Source organism: Enterobacter cloacae complex sp. 385G4, from assembly GCF_057320665.1.
On sequence record NZ_JBXWDD010000001.1, the window covers coordinates 1,450,941 to 1,468,082 of the forward strand.

The window sequence follows — 17,142 nt, forward strand, 5'->3', positions numbered from 1 at the left end:
ACTCCCTTCAAACACAAATGATTTCAATTATCATTTGTGTTTACAATTCTACATTCTTTTGTACAATTCCAGGCTCTTCTCCATCTTAAAGAGTTCTTAAAAGACAAAAACATACAGTTCTCAGGGTTATCCCGATGGAGTTTTATTCATTTTTATACGGAATGTACAAATGACAATACCCCGCATTAAGCTCCTGGCCGTCGCCGTTGGCGCTGCCACATTCACCCCTCTCGTTCACGCAGCCGATCAGGACACCGTTGTCGTCACCGCGACGGGTTTTGAACAAAAGATCCAGAATGCCCCCGCCTCCATCTCTGTTATTTCGAAACAGCAGATTGAAGATAAAGCCTACCGTGATGTTACCGATGCCCTGAGAGACGTCCCGGGCGTGGTCGTCACCGGCGGCGGGAGTAGCAGTGATATCAGCATTCGCGGCATGGCATCTCAGTACACCTTGTTCCTCGTGAACGGCAAACGCGTCAGTACGCGAAGCACCCGCCCAAACAGCGACAACTCGGGTATTGAACAAGGCTGGCTGCCGCCGCTGGAGTCCATTGAGCGCATTGAGGTTATCCGCGGCCCGATGTCCTCACTTTACGGCTCCGATGCGATGGGTGGCGTCATCAACGTCATTACCAAAAAAGTCTCAAACACTAAAGCCTGGACCGGTTCGTTGCACGGCGATGCAACCTTCCAGGAAAACCATGATTCCGGCGATATCTTCCAGACCAACGCCTACGCTTCTGGTCCCCTGATTGACGGTCTGCTTGGCGCAAAAGTGACGGGGCTGTTGTCACGCCGCGCCGAAGATAAAATCGTGAACGGGTATAACGAGCAGAAAATGCGTAACGGTGGCATTACCCTGAACTTCACCCCGGATGAGAAAAACGATTTCGATCTTGATTTTGCTCGCGAGATTCAGGACAGAAACAGCACGCCAGGGATGTCGAAAGCGGCTGAAACCTGCCGGGGAACGACCTGTAAGCCAAATACTAAAAGCGACTCACGCTATGAGCACACAACTTACTCCTTAACCCACAGCGGGTATTACGACGACTTCAATACCACCAGCTATATCCAGCAGGAAGAGACCAATAATCCAGGTCGCAAAATGCGCTCGTATAACACCACCTTCAACAACCAGAACCAGATTTTCCTCGGCGATCATACGTTGACCCTCGGCGGGCAGTATCGGTATGAGAAACTGCGCGACGAGGGCAATCAGCTGGAAGCTGCGGACGGCCTGAACAAACTGACGCGCTGGAGCTGGGCCCTGTTTGCCGAAGATGAATGGTCAATGACGGAAAGCTTTACATTGACCGGCGGCCTGCGTATGGACAAAGACCAAAACTACGGGACGAACTGGACGCCGCGCGGTTACGGCGTATGGCACCTGGCCGATCACTGGACGTTGAAAGGCGGGGTTTCGGCTGGCTATCGTGCGCCGGATCTGCGGCAGTCGTCTGCCAGTTGGGGCCAGGTAACGGGTGGCGGCCGTCTTGACGGTATCATCGTTGGCAACCCGGATCTGAAACCAGAGAAGAGCCTGAGCGAAGAGCTCGCCCTGCTCTGGGATAACAACGATAACCTGAATGCCGGCGTGACGCTGTTTAATACCGACTTCAAGGACAAGATTACGGAAGTTCGCCGCTGTAACAGCAGCGCCGATCCCGCCTGTACGATTGGCGATCACAGCTATGATTTTGTGAGCGACCGCGTTAACGTGGACAAAGCCAACATGCGCGGCGTGGAGTCCTCCTTCGGCTGGAAAATCTCGCGCGATGTAAACTGGACCGCAAACTATACCTATACCGAATCTGAGCAGAAGAGCGGTCAGTTCTCAGGCAAGCCGCTGAACAAGATGCCGAAGCACATGTTCAACACTACCCTGGACTGGCAGGCGACGCCCGACGTAGGTTTCTGGAGCCGTCTGAACCTTCGCGGTAAAACGTCTGAGTACCTGAGCCGCACGTCAATGTCCCAGGGCACACCGTCCTACACTCAGGTTGATGTCGGTCTGCGCTACAACGCGAACAAAAACCTGCTGGTTACCGCCGGTGTGTATAACGTGCTGGATAAGCAGATTGACTACGACACGTATGACACCGTGCTGGACGGGCGTCGCTATACGGTTGGCATGACCTACAGCTTCTGAGCTGCCCATAAAAAAGCCCGCTCGGTTGAGCGGGCTGAAAGAGAGGAAGCGCGGTTATTGTTTAAATCGTTCCGGGAAATCCATTTCACTGTAGCGAACGAAGCGGGTACCTTTCGTCAGTTTGTAGCCAAACCAGATGACCAGGAACAGCGGAATACCAATGTAGGTCGCCGTGACGGCACCCCAGTCAATGGTGTCCGCAAGGAAGGCCTCATAGTTCTGACCCAGAGTAATGATCAGGCACAGAACGAAGGCGAAAATCGGCCCCAGCGGAAAGAACCCTGAACGGTACGGCAGGTTATTCAGGTCATGACCCTGCATGACGTAGCCGCGACGGAAACGGTAGTGGCTGATGGCAATGCCCAGCCAGGCGATAAAGCCCGTCATCCCGGAGGTGTTAAGCAGCCACAGGTACACCGTCTGGTTGCCGAACATGGAGGTCAGGAAGCACAGGCCGGCAATCACCGTGGTGGCATACAGCGCGTTGCGCGGTACGCCGCCGCGGGACAGTTTCGAGAAAATGCGCGGCGCTTTGCCGTCGCAGGCCAGGGTATAAAGCATACGGGTGGAGGCGTACATGCCGGAGTTACCCGCCGACAGCACCGCCGTCAGGATCACCGCATTCATTACCGCCGCCGCTGAGAGCAGGCCCGCGTGCTGGAAGACCAGGGTGAACGGGCTGACGCTGATGTCTTTCACGTCGTTACGCAGCAGGCTTGGATCGGTATACGGAATGATCAGGCTGATAATCAAAATAGCGAACACGTAGAACAGCAGGATACGCCAGAACACCTGACGCACCGCGCGCGGAATGTTCTTCTCCGGGTTTTCGGATTCACCGGCCGCGATACCAATCAGCTCCGTGCCCTGGAAGGAGAAGCCGACAATCATCGCCACGCCAATCATCGCCGAGAAGCCCCCGGCAAACGGCGCATCGCCTATCGTCCAGTTGCTCCAGCCTGCAGGTTCAGCCCCTTTGAAAATACCCACGATCATCGCCACGCCGACGACGATAAAGATGATGACGGTGGCCACTTTGATCAAAGAGAACCAGTATTCCGCTTCGCCAAAGCCGCGCACGGAGATGTAGTTCAGCAGGAAGATGACGGCGAGGAACAGGGCGCTCCAGATCCAGCCCGGCGTGTCCGGGAACCACCAGGTCATCACCAGCTGCGCGGCGACGAGGTCCACGGCGATGGTGACGGCCCAGTTGTACCAGTAGTTCCAGCCCAGCGCGAAGCCGAAGCCTTCCTCAACGTATTTTTGTCCGTAGGTCGAAAACGAACCTGACACCGGCATGTATGCCGCCAGTTCGCCCAGGCTGGTCATCAGGAAATAAACCATCAGGCCAATCAGGATATAAGAGAATAATGCCCCACCCGGGCCGGCTGCCGAAATCGTTGCGCCAGAGGCAACGAAAAGACCTGTACCGATAGAGCCGCCAATGGCGATCATCGTCAGGTGACGCGCCTTGAGTTCACGACGTAGCGTGGGCGCTTCTGTGGTTTTAGTTTCTGAAACCATGTGAAAATGCTGTCCATTTAATAAATGAGGCGCGATTGTAGCAGACGATCTGCGTTCCTTCCGGCAGAAATACCCTGTTATAAGAGAGCTTCATGACGCGTCCAGGATTATAAGTAACGCATTATTTTTCCCTCTCCCCTTTGGGGTGAGGGGCGCTTTTACATCTCGCAGTAGCGCAGAAAACGCTGCAGCGAACTGGACAGGTGTTTCTGACGATGGTGGATGCACCACAGCGTGCGCACCAGTTTTGGCAGCGGAACGGGGATTTCCACCAGCGATCCGGTCTCCAGCTGTTCGGCAATCACCCGCCGGGAAAGACAGCTGATGCCCAGGCCATGACGCACCGCGTGCTTAATCGCCTCTGAGTTTCCCAGCTCCATTCCCAGCTGGAAATGCGGCAGATGCGACAGCAGCAGGTAGTCGACAATCTCACGCGTGCCGGAACCCTGCTCGCGGAGGATCCACTGCGCCTGCGCCAGCCGCTCCAGCGTCACCTCGCCCTGCAATAACGACGAGGCCGGAGACGCAAACACCACCAGCTCATCCTCCAGCCAGGGCTCGGCAATGATATCGACGTTGTGGCAAGGACCTTCGATAAGTCCGATATCCACGCGGAAATCAATCACCGCGTTGATCACGTCCTGGCTGTTACCCACGCTCATCTCAAGCGGCAGGGTCGGGAAATCCCGGCGGTAGCGGGCAATCACTTCCGGCAGGATGTAGTTGCCGATGGTGCTGCTGGCAAATACGCGGATCGCGCCGTTGTCCTCGCGGAACAGCTGCTCGATTTCAATAGCCTGCTCCAGCAGCGCCAGCGCGCGCGGGTAAAGCAGGCGGCCATGTTCGTTGACCACCAGTCGCTTCCCTACCCTGTCAAACAGCTGGACGCCCAGCTGGCCTTCGAGATCGGTCAACGCCGCGCTGACGGCAGACTGCGAGAGCGCCAGCATTTGTGACGCCTGGGTCGTCGAGCCGCTTTTCAGCACCTCGGCAAACACTTCCAGCTGACGCAATGTAATGTGCATGGTTGCTTACCACTTATAAAGATTGATTATAAATATATAATCAATTTTATTTTTAAGCCAGCGCGCCGTAACCTTTAGCCAGACAAAGGAGAAGGTTATGTCAGAAATCACCTTACAACATCATCGTACAGTGTGGCACTTCGTGCCCGGCCTTGCGCTCAGCGCCGTCGTCACCGGCGTGGCCTTATGGGGCGGCAGTATTCCGGCAGTGGCCGGTGCAGGGTTCAGCGCGTTAACGCTGGCCATTTTGCTCGGCATGGTGGTCGGGAACACCATTTACCCCCACATCTGGAAATCCTGCGACGGCGGCGTGATTTTCGCCAAGCAGCATTTATTACGTCTCGGGATTATCCTTTACGGCTTCCGTCTCACCTTTTCGCAGATTGCGGACGTGGGCGTCAGCGGGATTGCCATTGACGTCCTGACGTTGACCAGCACCTTTTTACTGGCGTGCTTTATTGGTCAGAAAGTGTTTGGCCTGGATAAGCAAACCAGCTGGTTAATCGGCGCAGGCAGCAGCATCTGCGGCGCGGCGGCAGTGCTGGCAACAGAACCCGTCGTTAAAGCCGAAGCCAGTAAAGTGACGGTGGCGGTCGCGACGGTGGTTATCTTCGGTACGCTGGCGATCTTCCTGTATCCGGCCATGTACCCGCTGGTGGCGCACTGGTTTAGCCCGGAAACCTACGGCATCTATATTGGCTCAACCATGCACGAAGTGGCCCAGGTGGTGGCGGCAGGTCACGCCATTAACCCGGAAGCGGAAAACGCAGCGGTCATTGCCAAAATGCTGCGCGTGATGATGCTGGCCCCGTTCCTGATTTTCCTCGCGGCCCGTGTTAAACAGCTGGCACCGGCTGGCGGCAGCGAGAAGAGCAAAATCACCATTCCGTGGTTTGCGATCCTGTTCATCGTGGTCGCTATCTTTAACTCCTTCCACCTGCTGCCAAAAGCGGTAGTGGAGATGCTGGTGACGCTGGATACGGTGCTGCTGGCGATGGCGATGGCGGCGCTGGGGGTGACCACGCACGTCAGCGCGTTGAAAAAAGCCGGTGCGAAGCCGCTGCTGATGGCGCTGGTGCTCTTCATCTGGCTGATTGTCGGCGGCGGTGCGATTAACCTCGCCGTGCACAGCCTGATGGCATAAACCATCTCGTCCTTCTCCTGTTAACCCGCTATCATAAGCGTTTCGGGTTAACAGGAGTTTTTTTATGAAATACGTTGGAGCGCACGTCAGCGCTGCAGGTGGCCTGGCGAATGCCGCCATTCGCGCCGCCGAAATCGAGGCGACCGCTTTCGCCCTGTTCACCAAAAACCAGCGCCAGTGGCGCGCCGCGCCGCTCACCGCTGAGGTCATTGACGATTTCAAAGCCGCCTGTGAAAAATACCATTACGGGCCGGGCCAGATCCTTCCTCACGACAGCTATCTGATTAACCTCGGGCATCCGGTGCAGGAAGCGCTGGATAAGTCCCGCGAGGCGTTCCTTGATGAAGTGCAGCGCTGCGAACAGCTCGGGCTGACGCTGCTGAACTTCCATCCGGGTAGTCATCTGATGCAGATTGATGAAGATGCCTGTCTGGCGCGCATTGCCGAATCCATCAACATGACGCTGGATAAAACCAAAGGCGTCACCGCAGTGATTGAAAACACGGCTGGTCAGGGCAGCAACCTCGGCTTTAGGTTTGAACATCTGGCGGCAATCATTGACGGCGTGGAAGATAAGTCTCGCGTGGGCGTGTGCATTGATACCTGCCACGCGTTTGCCGCCGGGTATGACCTGCGCACAACCGAGGCCACGAAAAATACTTTCGAGGAGTTCGAGCGCGTTGTTGGCTTTAAATATCTTCGCGGTATGCACCTGAACGATGCGAAAAGCGCGTTCGGCAGCCGCGTTGACCGCCACCACAGCCTGGGCGAAGGCAATATCGGTCACGATGCCTTCCGCTTTATTATGCAGGACGCCCGCTTCGACGGTATTCCGATGGTGCTGGAAACCATCAATCCGGATATCTGGGCGGAAGAGATTGCCTGGCTGAAGGCACAGCAAACCGCAGAACAGGCGGCATAAAAAAAGCCGGGTTGCATTAGCACCCGGCTTTTTTATTGCTTACTGCTTACGCTGCTTTTGCCACAACTTCCGCTTCCGGACGTTTCAGCACCGCGTAAGACAGGCCTGCCACCAGCGTACCGGCAACAATCGCCAGCAGATAACCCAGTACCGGGGTGATGGCGCCAGGGATCAGCAGGACGAACAGACCGCCGTGCGGCGCCATCAGCTTCGCGCCAATCGCCATGGAGATGGCGCCCGTTACCGCGCCGCCGACGATACAGCACGGCAGAACACGCATTGGGTCACGCGCCGCGAACGGAATCGCACCTTCGGTGATGAAGCACAGGCCCAGCACCAGCGCCGCTTTACCGCCTTCCTGCTGCGCTTTGTCGAACTTACGACGGGCAATAATCGTCGCCAGGCCAAGCGCCAGCGGTGGCACCATACCGGCCGCCATGATTGCCGCCATCGGCGCGTAAGTCTGGGTACTCAGCAGGCCAACGCCAAAGGCGTATGCCGCTTTGTTCACCGGGCCACCCATGTCGGTACACATCATGCCGCCGAGGATTGCGCCCAGCAGCACCGCGTTCGCCGTGCCCATGGTTTGCAGCCAGTGGGTCAGGCCCGCCAGGATACCCGCAACCGGCTTACCAATCAGGTAGATCATCGCCAGACCGACCACCAGGCTGGAGATGAGCGGAATGATCAGGATTGGCTTCAGCGCCTCCATACTCTGCGGCAGCTTCAGCTTCGAGCTAATCAGCTTCGCGACGTAACCCGCGAGGAAACCGGCGATGATACCGCCAATAAAGCCGGAGCCGGTGCTCACCGCCAGCATACCGCCGATAAGACCCGGGGTCAGACCCGGACGGTCAGCAATGGAGAAGGCGATAAAGCCCGCCAGCACCGGCACCATCAGCGCGAACGCTGAACCGCCGCCGATCTGCATCAGCGCAGCCGCAAGCGTCCCTTCTTCTTTAAATGCCGTAATACCAAACGCGAACGACAATGCGATACACAGGCCGCCCGCAACCACCATCGGCAGCATGTAGGACACGCCGGTCAGCAGGTGACGGTATGCGCCCGCAGACTCTTTTTTGCCTTCGGTCGGCGTTTTTGCTGCGCCGGTGGCCTGATACGGTTTGGCTTCTGCCAGGGCCTTATCAAACTCCTGCGCGGTCTTTTTCAGCGCCAGGCCGGTAGAGGTGCGGTACATCGGTTTGCCGGCAAATTTCGCCAGATCCACTTCGATATCTGCCGCCACAATCACCAGATCGGCCTCAGCGACCTCTTCCGGCGTAATGGCATTGCCCGCCCCCACGGAGCCACGGGTTTCAACCTTCACCCACCAGCCGCGTTTTTTCGCTTCGGTTTCAATGGCTTCAGCCGCCATAAAGGTGTGCGCCACGCCCGTCGGGCAGGCCGTGACCGCGACAACGCGTTTCGGACCAGAGGCCGCAGCAGGAGCCGCCGCGACCGGCGCGCTGTAGACGGTCGCGTGACCTTTCGCTTCGCTCAGGAACAGTTCCGGGTGTGCCACCGCGCGATTAATATCGCCCAGCCACACTTTTTTGCCGTTCAGCGCGCTGTCAGCGGGAATTTTATCGCCCAGGACAATCGCCAGTTCGGCATCGCCTGGGTTATCAATGATGTCCAGGTGTGCTTTTTGTGCCGCCGCGCCCAGCAGGGTCTTCGCCATGTAGGCGCGAGCCTGTCCGAGACCGGAGTCAATGATCAGCAGCGTTTTCATTATTCCTCTCCTGCTGTTAGTTAAAAGGTTTTAAGTCAACGCGCGCCATCATCGCGGCTAACTGGGTACGATCGGTAATACCGACATTGCTCTGGCTCACGGCCAGGGCTGCAACGGCGGTGGCAAGACGTAACGTATGTTCACTGGATTCACGCATCAGCAGGCCGTAAATCAGGCCGCCAACCATAGAATCCCCTGCGCCAACGGTGCTCACCACTTCCATTGACGGCGGTTTGGCAATCCATTCACCTGAAGCGTTAACCCACAACGCCCCTTCTGCACCCAGCGAGATCACCACGTGAGCAATACCCTGCTCGCGCAGCGCATGGGCGGCCTCAATCACATCTTTTAATTCCGGCAGCTTGCGGCCTGCCCAGATCTCCAGCTCGCGGCGGTTTGGCTTCACCAGCCACGGAGAGGCTTTCAGCCCCGCCACCAGCGCATCGCGGCTGCTGTCGAAGATAATGCACGGGCACTGGCTGCGCAGGCGCGTCATCCAGTCGGTAAACGCTTCCGGGCTGACGCCGGACGGCAGGCTGCCGCTGACGCAAACCATGTCGAACTGGCCCAGCCAGGTCAGGGAGTCGGTCACAAAGCGCTCCCAGTCAGCTGGCGTCACTTCGAAACCGGAGAAGTTAAGATCGGTCACTTCGCCGTCTTTTTCCGTCAGCTTAACGTTGATGCGGGTACGGCCCTGCACAACCTGGAAACGGTTGGCAATGCCCAGCTCGCTGAACAGCTGCTGGAAGCCATCCTGGTTATCTTTACCGAGGAATCCGCCCACGGTGACGTCGATTCCGAGATCCTTGAGCACCTTCGCGACGTTAATCCCTTTGCCCGCAGCATGCAGGCCAGTGGTACGCACGAGGTTAACTTCGCCGCGCTCAATTTCCGGGCAAAACCCCACCAGGTCATAAGCCGGGTTCAGCGTAATAGTCGCAACACGTCTGCTCATTATGCGCCCTCCCCCAGACCTGCCGCGATGGCGTCGCCAATTGCTTTCAGCGCCTGTTCAGCATCTGCGCCCTGCGCGGTGAAGCGCAGGCGATGGCCTTTCTTCACGCCCAGCGCGACGACTTTCATCAGGCTGCGGCCGTTGGCCGGTTTGCCCGAACCATCCAGGTTGGTCACGGTAATCTCGCTTTCAAATTGTTTAATGGTGTTGACCAGCATGGTGCCCGGACGGGCATGCAGGCCGTGTTCGTTACGCACCACGAACTCGGCGTTCAGCACGTCGTCCGTTAGCGCGTCGTCGCTGGTCAGCAGCGCCAGCACGGTCGCCGCATCAGCGTTCAGCAGTTTTTCAGCTTTATTGTTCAGCAGCAGATCGCCCAGACGCTTCAGCACCGAAACCGGCTGCTCATCGTTCATCGCCACAGTCACCAGCATGGCTGCTGTCTCGCCCTCAACGTCGAACGCGGTGGCGGCGCGGCTCACTGCAATTGCGCTGCGCAGGTTGCCTTCAGCGCTGTCGTTCAGCCAGATGCCCTGGCCGAGATTCAGCGGTTTATCGTTAATCACGCGCGTCACAAAGGTGGCATCAGCGGCACCCGCTTCTTTCAGGCGACCCGCGTTCAGCGCCTGCAGCGTGACCAGATCGGAGGCCACAACATCCAGCGTCAGCGTGTCGTTATCCAGCTTCAGCGCTTCACTCTGTTTTTCGCCCATCAGCAACGCCCGCAGCTCTTCAGCGGTTGTTGCAGACTTCAGCTGTTCCGCCACGGAGTCATCGCTCAGGACATGCGTCAGCTGACGCAGCAGGCCTAAGTGTTCGTCGCTGCTCGCCGCGATACCGATAGCAACATAAGCCACCTGGCCGTCGCCCCAGAGCACGCCCTGCGGGAACTGATAGACCTTAACGCCGGTTTTCAGCACCTGGTCGCGGGTGTCGGTTGTGCCGTGCGGAATGGCAATGCCATTGCCGAGGAAGGTGGAGGTCTGCTGCTCGCGCGCCAGCATACCGTTTACGTAGCCGTCCGCGACGTTACCCGCCTGCACAAGGGCAGCGGCAACCTGACGAATAGCCTCTTCTTTATCCCCGGCCTGAGCGCCCGGGTGAATATCCTGAACAGATAACTGGAACATGGTTCTCCTCTCCTGCTGAAAGTGAATCGTTTCAGCTTACATGAGAAAAAATGCGCTAGCCTGCTCCGTTTGTTAAAACAAGATAGCGCTGAAACGTTTCAAAAAGTCTTGCGCTTTCTGCAATGGCTTGCAAGAAATGTCGTATTTCCGATATCAAAATTTAGAGATACTGCACATTTCTTCTGCGTTCAGCTGAATTTTGCTGAACTTCAGCAAACCAGTTTCAGCTAAGTTCAGCCTGGTGGGGAGTAAGTTGAAATGCCATTTTGATTTTTCGTGGGGTAATTGACTTCACCCACTGTTTATTTTTTAACTGACGGCGTAAACTCCGCCCCTCTCTGTTACTCGCTAATTATAAAACATGCATAACACCCCTGCGGCCACCGCGCCGAAGCCCTTTGATTTGACGTCAACGGCGTTCCTGATTGTTGCCTTCTTCACGGGCATCGCCGGTGCGTTGCAAACCCCGACGCTGAGCCTGTTCCTGACTAACGAAGTTCACGCTCGTCCGGCGATGGTTGGCTTCTTTTTTACCGGAAGCGCCATCATCGGCATTCTCGTCAGCCAGTTTCTCGCCGGTCGTTCCGACCGCAAAGGCGATCGTAAAAGCCTGATCGTTTTCTGCTGTCTGCTGGGGGTGCTGGCCTGCGTCCTGTTTGCCTGGAACCGTAACTATTTCATTCTGCTGTTCATCGGCGTTTTTCTGAGCAGCTTTGGCTCAACCGCCAACCCGCAGCTGTTTGCCCTTGCCCGCGAACATGCCGACCATACCGGGCGGGAAGCGGTGATGTTCAGCTCGATATTGCGCGCTCAGGTGTCGCTGGCATGGGTAATTGGCCCGCCGCTGGCCTACGCGCTGGCGATGGGGTTTGGCTTTACGGTGATGTACCTGAGCGCGGCGGTCGCGTTTGTGGCGTGCGGCGCAATGGTATGGTTTTTTCTGCCGTCAATGCGCAAAGAGCCCAAAGTGGCAACGGGCGTGCTGGAAGCGCCGCGTCGTAACCGCCGCGATGCCCTGCTCCTGTTTGTTATCTGCACGCTGATGTGGGGCACCAACAGCCTGTATATCATTAACATGCCGCTGTTTATTATTGATGAGCTACACCTGCCGGAGAAGCTGGCCGGCATTATGATGGGCACCGCCGCGGGTCTTGAGATCCCGACCATGCTGATTGCAGGCTATTATGCGAAGCGTTTTGGAAAGCGTTTTTTAATGCGCATCGCGGCCGTCGCCGGGCTGCTATTCTACGTTGGCATGCTGACGGTCCATACGCCAGCCCTGCTTCTTGCTTTACAGCTGCTGAACGCCGTGTATATCGGCATCCTGGCGGGGATTGGCATGCTCTACTTCCAGGATCTGATGCCGGGGCAGGCAGGTGCCGCCACCACCCTTTATACTAATACCACCCGCGTGGGCTGGATTATTGCGGGCTCGATGGCCGGTATCGTTGCCGAGATCTGGAACTACCACACGGTGTTCTGGATTGCGCTGGTGATGTGTACGCTGACGATTGGCTGTCTGGCGAGGATCAAAGACGTTTAAGGCGCAGTGAGCGCTTCCAGCTCCAGCAGCCATGTCATTGCCTGCGCGCGCGTGCTGCCGCACATTTCAGCTGATGGCTGAAGCCCGGAACAGACCTTCGGGCGCAGGGGAGACTCAAAGATCATACACAGGTTGGATTCAGAGAGCTGAACGCAGCGGGTATTGGCGGGCTTGCCTTCAGGCATGCCTGGAATGGGGCTTGAAATGGACGGAGCGGTACAGCACGCGCCGCAATCTGGACGACAATCCATACATGCTCTCTCGGTGGCGAACACCCGTACAGTCGGGCATCGGGCGCACAGTAACACCTTTTGCGTATTGATAGCAAAAGCCACGATTTCCACTTGCCTGAAAGGCCGCGCGCGAGTAATTTGGCGCGATATTTTTTACCTCCCGTAGACAGGATTACTGCAATGCCAAGAGCGAACGAAATTAAGAAAGGTATGGTACTGAATTACAACGGCAAATTGCTGATTGTGAAAGACATCGACATTCAGGCACCAAGCGCCCGTGGTGCAGCGACGCTGTACAAAATGCGTTTCGCCGATGTGCGTACCGGCCTGAAGGTGGAAGAACGTTTTAAAGGTGACGATATCGTTGATACCGTGACTCTGACCCGTCGCTACGTTGATTTCTCCTACATCGACGGCAACGAATACGTGTTCATGGATAAAGAAGATTACACCCCGTACATCTTCACCAAAGATCAGATCGAAGAAGAGCTGCTGTTCATTCCTGAAGGCGGTATGCCAGACATGCAGGTGCTGACCTGGGACGGCGTGCTGCTGGCGCTTGAACTGCCGCAGACCGTGGATCTGGAAATCGTTGAAACCGCGCCGGGCATCAAAGGCGCGTCAGCAAGTGCGCGCAACAAACCAGCGACCCTGACTACCGGGCTGGTTGTGCAGGTGCCGGAATATCTCTCCGCTGGCGAGAAGATCCGCATCCATATTGAAGAAAAACGCTATATGGGTCGTGCTGACTGATTATGGCATTTGTCGGGTGGCGGCTTCGCCACCCGACAATTCCGGTTACAGAAGCTCCGGATACTTCGTCATCTTCAGCGCCAGCTCGACCCCTCGCACTTCCGCCATCCCCTTCAGTCGGCCAATCGCCGAATAGCCCGGGTTGGTTTTCTTACGCAGATCGTCCAGCATCTGGTGTCCGTGATCCGGACGGAACGGAATAGGACGCACATCGCCCGCCTGCTTGCGACGCGCCTCTTCAGCCAGAATAGCGTCCACCACCGCCACCATATTCACATCACCGCCAAGGTGCGCCGCCTCATGGAAGGTTTTTGGGTTCTCTTCACGGCAGGTCGCACGCAGATGCGTAAAGTGAATGCGATCGCCAAAGGTTTCTATCATCCGCACGAGGTCATTATCAGCGCGCACGCCGTAGGAGCCGGTACACATGGTAAAGCCGTTATAGATGCTGTCGACCGTCTCTTTCAGCCATTGCATATCTTCAATCGTAGACACGATACGCGGCAGGCCGAGGATAGGACGCGGCGGATCGTCCGGGTGTACCGCCAGACGCACGCCGGCTTCTTCCGCAACCGGAACGATAGCGCGCAGGAAATACGCCATGTTTTCACGCAGCTGCTGCTTATCAATATTGCCGTATTCCGCCAGACGCGCGCGGAACTGGTCCAGCGTGTACCCCTCTTCCGCACCCGGCAGGCCAGCAATGATATTGCGGGTCAGCTTCTCAACGTCCGCTTCACTGGCGGCATTGAACCATTCAAGGGCCTGCTGCTGCTCTTCAGCGGTGTAATCCGCTTCGGCGCCCGGGCGTTTCAGAATGTGCAGCTCAAACGCCGCAAAGGCAATCTGGTCAAAACGCAGCGCTTTCGAGCCGTCCGGCATCTGATATTCCAGGTCGGTACGCGTCCAGTCCAGAATCGGCATGAAGTTATAGCAGACCGTATCAATGCCGCAGGCCGCCAGGTTGCGAATGCTCTGCTGATAGTTTGCAATCCAGGTCCGGTATTCCCCGGAATGGGTTTTGATATCTTCGTGAACCGGAATGCTTTCTACCACAGACCAGGTTAACCCCTTCTCCGCCAGCAGCGCCTGACGCTGTTGAATCTCCTCAACCGGCCATACCTGGCCGTTAGGAATGTGATGCAGCGCCGTGACGACACCCGTTGCGCCAGCCTGACGCACATCATCAAGAGAAACCGGATCGTTCGGCCCGTACCAACGCCAGGTTTGTTCCATTGCCTCATCCTCTCAAGTTGTTATACCAATATGGGTTACTGCAATGACGACTACCATACATGTTTACTGTAAAGGGTCAACACGCCGCCACACATTGATTGATCAAACTCACAGAACGGGGATATTTACGGCTTACCAATTTTATTTGCTGTCATATAACTTTAGACTGGCATTGTTAATTAATGGTTAATCAGGTGTGTATTTCATGAAGACAATTGCCTCAACCGCCCTTCCAGCCCAGGTTCAACAACCGCGCTACGATCGTCATCAACTGCGCTCCCGCATCGTCCATTTCGGCTTCGGTGCGTTTCACCGCGCGCATCAGGCATTGTTAACAAACCGGGTGCTGAATGAAAAAGGCGGCGACTGGGGAATTTGTGAGATTAGCCTGTTCAGCGGCGACATGCTGATGAGCCAGCTGCGCGCGCAGGATCACCTGTTTACCGTGCTGGAGAAAGGTGCTGAAGGAAATCAGCCGATTATTGTCGGGGCCGTACATGAATGCCTGAATGCAAAGCTGGACTCTCTGCCCGCGATAATAGAGAAGTTTTGCGAGCCGCAGGTGGCGATTGTGTCGCTCACCATTACGGAGAAAGGCTACTGCATCGATCCCGCGACCGGTAAGCTGGATTTACAAAACGCCCGGATCGTCCACGATCTGGAAAATCCCGCTGAGCCGCATTCCGCGCCGGGGATCCTGGTCGAAGCCCTTAATCGCCGCCGCGAGCGCGGCTTGCCTGCGTTTACCGTGCTTTCCTGCGACAACATTCCGGACAACGGCCACGTGGTGAAAAATGCGGTGCTTGGCATGGCGCAAAAGCGCTCCCCGGCGCTGGCGGAGTGGATCGAGGGCCACGTGAGTTTTCCGGGAACGATGGTCGACAGAATTGTTCCCGCCGCGACGGAGGCCTCGCTTGCGGAGATCGCCGACGCGCTCGGCGTTGACGATCCGTGCGCCATAAGCTGCGAGCCGTTTATTCAGTGGGTAGTGGAAGATAATTTTGTCGCCGGGCGTCCGGAGTGGGAAGTGGCGGGCGTTCAGATGGTGCAGGACGTTCTGCCCTGGGAGCAGATGAAATTACGCATGCTTAACGGCAGCCACTCTTTCCTGGCGTATCTGGGGTATCTCGCCGGGTACGCGCATATTAATGAATGCATGGAGGACGCCACCTTCCGCGAAGCCGCCCGGCGGCTAATGCTGGATGAACAGGCGCCTACGCTGCGTATAAAGGATGTCGACCTGACTGCCTATGCCGACAGCCTGATTGATCGCTTTGCTAACCCGGCGCTGCAGCACCGTACCTGGCAAATCGCGATGGACGGTAGCCAGAAGCTGCCGCAGCGAATGCTGGATGGCATCCGCGTCCACCTTGAGCGTAAAACGGAATGGCCGCTGCTGGCGCTGGGCGTCGCTGGCTGGATACGCTACGTCAGCGGGTTCGACGAACGCGGCAACGCGATTGACGTTCGCGATCCCCTCAGCGATAAAATCCGCACGATTGTCGAGGCCAGCAGCGACGCCGACCGCGTCAATGCGCTGCTGGGGCTGAGCGAGGTCTTCGGTCACGATCTCGCGCAAAATAGCGTTTTCGCTGAGGCTGTCAGCCAGGCGTACCAGCGCATCACCCGCCGTGGCGCACGCCAGGCTGTTATTGAAACGTTAAATCTTTAGCGATTATTGCGCTTAATGCGAACGGACATTGCCTCCGTTCGCCCTCCCCCTTCTCATTGCGCCCGTTTTTCGCCAGGATAAGAGCATAGTGTTATAGCATCACAATTCTCTTGCGGAGCGCACGTGACCAAAACCAACCTCATCACCGGTTTTCTCGGCAGCGGTAAAACCACCTCTATTCTTCATCTGCTGGCGAATAAAGATCCCGCCGAGAAATGGGCCGTGCTGGTCAATGAATTCGGCGAAGTGGGCATTGATGGCGCGTTGCTATCATCCAGCGGCGCAATGATTAAAGAGATCCCCGGCGGATGCATGTGCTGCGTAAACGGCTTACCGATGCAGGTAGGCCTCAATACGCTGCTGCGTCAGGGCAAACCGGACCGCCTGCTGATTGAACCTACCGGTCTGGGCCACCCGAAGCAGATCCTCGATTTACTGACCGCCCCGGTTTACGAGCCGTGGATCGATCTTCGCGCCACGCTGTGCCTGCTCGATCCGCGTCAGCTTCTGGATGAAAAAGCGGTGGCCAATGAGAACTTTCGCGATCAGCTCGCCGCAGCAGACGTTATTGTCGCCAATAAAGAAGATCGCGCCACGGCGGAAAGCCGGGCCGCGCTGGACGCGTGGTGGCAGCATTTCGGCGGCAATCGGACGCGGGTGCAGGCCACTCAGGGGAATATTGATAGCGCCCTGCTGGATCTTCCCCGCCTGAACCTGGCGCAACTCCCGGTCAGCGCAGAGCATGCGCATCACCATTCTGCGAAGCAGGGTCTGGCCGCGCTTAGCCTGCCGGAACACCAGCGCTGGCGTCGTAACCTTAACAGCGGTCAGGGGTATCAGGCCTGCGGATGGATTTTCGATGCCGACACCGTTTTCGACACCATTGGCATCCTTGAGTGGGCCAGGCTTGCGCCGGTCGAGCGCGTGAAAGGGATCATGCGCACGCCAGACGGGCTGGTGCGGATCAACCGCCAGGGCGACGATTTCTTTATCGAAACGCAAAACGTCGCGCCACCTGACAGCCGAATAGAGTTAATTAGTGCGGTTAACGCCGACTGGAATGCCCTGCAGTCCAGCCTGTTGAAGCTTCGTTTAAGTTCGGGCGGCTAACGTTGCCC

General features: G+C 56.9%; 14 protein-coding genes. 7 read left to right on the forward strand and 7 right to left on the reverse strand.

The window, feature by feature from the left end:
* Positions 1-169: 169 nt before the first annotated feature.
* A complete protein-coding gene (locus tag AC2FAJ_RS07100) occupies positions 170-2,155 on the forward strand; it encodes a ligand-gated channel protein (protein WP_485453958.1) in 1,986 nt (661 codons plus the stop codon).
* Positions 2,156-2,209: 54 nt separating this feature from the next.
* Here the strand turns inward: AC2FAJ_RS07100 and AC2FAJ_RS07105 are convergent, their stop codons facing one another.
* Both AC2FAJ_RS07105 and yieE read right to left on the reverse strand, forming a co-directional pair.
* A complete protein-coding gene (locus tag AC2FAJ_RS07105; RefSeq protein WP_049000368.1) occupies positions 2,210-3,679 on the reverse strand; it encodes an amino acid permease in 1,470 nt (489 codons plus the stop codon).
* 158 nt (positions 3,680-3,837) lie between these two features.
* Positions 3,838-4,704 carry a DNA-binding transcriptional regulator YeiE gene (gene yieE / locus AC2FAJ_RS07110; RefSeq protein ID WP_045629869.1) on the reverse strand — a complete coding sequence of 289 codons (867 nt, stop codon included), beginning with the start codon at positions 4,702-4,704 and terminating at the stop codon, positions 3,838-3,840.
* A 97-nt stretch (positions 4,705-4,801) separates the two neighbouring features.
* Here yieE and AC2FAJ_RS07115 point away from each other — a divergent pair, with 97 nt between their 5' ends.
* Both AC2FAJ_RS07115 and nfo read left to right on the forward strand, forming a co-directional pair.
* Complete coding sequence (locus AC2FAJ_RS07115) at positions 4,802-5,848, forward strand: YeiH family protein (protein WP_222566982.1); 1,047 nt, start codon at positions 4,802-4,804, stop codon at positions 5,846-5,848.
* 64 nt (positions 5,849-5,912) lie between these two features.
* A complete protein-coding gene (nfo, locus tag AC2FAJ_RS07120) occupies positions 5,913-6,770 on the forward strand; it encodes a deoxyribonuclease IV (RefSeq protein WP_041909003.1) in 858 nt (285 codons plus the stop codon).
* 46 nt (positions 6,771-6,816) lie between these two features.
* Here the strand turns inward: nfo and fruA are convergent, their stop codons facing one another.
* The 3 genes from fruA to fruB are packed head-to-tail and all read right to left on the reverse strand — an operon-like array spanning position 6,817 to position 10,587.
* Positions 6,817-8,502 (reverse strand): PTS fructose transporter subunit IIBC, encoded by a 1,686-nt coding sequence (gene fruA, locus AC2FAJ_RS07125; protein ID WP_028013869.1) that lies wholly within the window; start codon positions 8,500-8,502, stop codon positions 6,817-6,819.
* Positions 8,503-8,518: 16 nt separating this feature from the next.
* Positions 8,519-9,457 carry a 1-phosphofructokinase gene (fruK, locus tag AC2FAJ_RS07130; RefSeq protein ID WP_010433510.1) on the reverse strand — a complete coding sequence of 313 codons (939 nt, stop codon included), beginning with the start codon at positions 9,455-9,457 and terminating at the stop codon, positions 8,519-8,521.
* A complete protein-coding gene (gene fruB, locus AC2FAJ_RS07135; RefSeq protein WP_028013870.1) occupies positions 9,457-10,587 on the reverse strand; it encodes a fused PTS fructose transporter subunit IIA/HPr protein in 1,131 nt (376 codons plus the stop codon). Before fruB ends, fruK begins: the two co-directional genes overlap by 1 nt.
* Positions 10,588-10,948: 361 nt before the next feature.
* On the opposite strand from fruB, the gene setB reads away from it, so the two are divergent.
* Positions 10,949-12,130: a sugar efflux transporter SetB gene (setB, locus tag AC2FAJ_RS07140; RefSeq protein ID WP_045259727.1), complete on the forward strand. Its 1,182-nt coding sequence runs from the start codon at positions 10,949-10,951 to the stop codon at positions 12,128-12,130.
* Here setB and AC2FAJ_RS07145 read toward each other — a convergent pair.
* Entirely contained in the window at positions 12,127-12,381 is a 255-nt protein-coding gene (locus AC2FAJ_RS07145) for a YkgJ family cysteine cluster protein (RefSeq protein WP_028013872.1), read from the reverse strand. The two genes, setB and AC2FAJ_RS07145, sit on opposite strands and share 4 nt — an antisense overlap.
* A 162-nt stretch (positions 12,382-12,543) precedes the next feature.
* On the opposite strand from AC2FAJ_RS07145, the gene yeiP reads away from it, so the two are divergent.
* Complete coding sequence (yeiP, locus tag AC2FAJ_RS07150; protein WP_008500940.1) at positions 12,544-13,116, forward strand: elongation factor P-like protein YeiP; 573 nt, start codon at positions 12,544-12,546, stop codon at positions 13,114-13,116.
* Between the two features lie 45 nt (positions 13,117-13,161).
* On the opposite strand, the gene uxuA is transcribed toward yeiP, so the two are convergent.
* A complete protein-coding gene (gene uxuA / locus AC2FAJ_RS07155) occupies positions 13,162-14,352 on the reverse strand; it encodes a mannonate dehydratase (RefSeq protein ID WP_041908997.1) in 1,191 nt (396 codons plus the stop codon).
* A 205-nt stretch (positions 14,353-14,557) separates the two neighbouring features.
* On the opposite strand from uxuA, the gene AC2FAJ_RS07160 reads away from it, so the two are divergent.
* Both AC2FAJ_RS07160 and AC2FAJ_RS07165 read left to right on the forward strand, forming a co-directional pair.
* Positions 14,558-16,024 (forward strand): mannitol dehydrogenase family protein, encoded by a 1,467-nt coding sequence (locus tag AC2FAJ_RS07160; RefSeq protein WP_188245685.1) that lies wholly within the window; start codon positions 14,558-14,560, stop codon positions 16,022-16,024.
* Between the two features lie 123 nt (positions 16,025-16,147).
* A complete protein-coding gene (locus AC2FAJ_RS07165) occupies positions 16,148-17,134 on the forward strand; it encodes a CobW family GTP-binding protein (RefSeq protein WP_319879179.1) in 987 nt (328 codons plus the stop codon).
* Positions 17,135-17,142 lie beyond the last annotated feature (8 nt).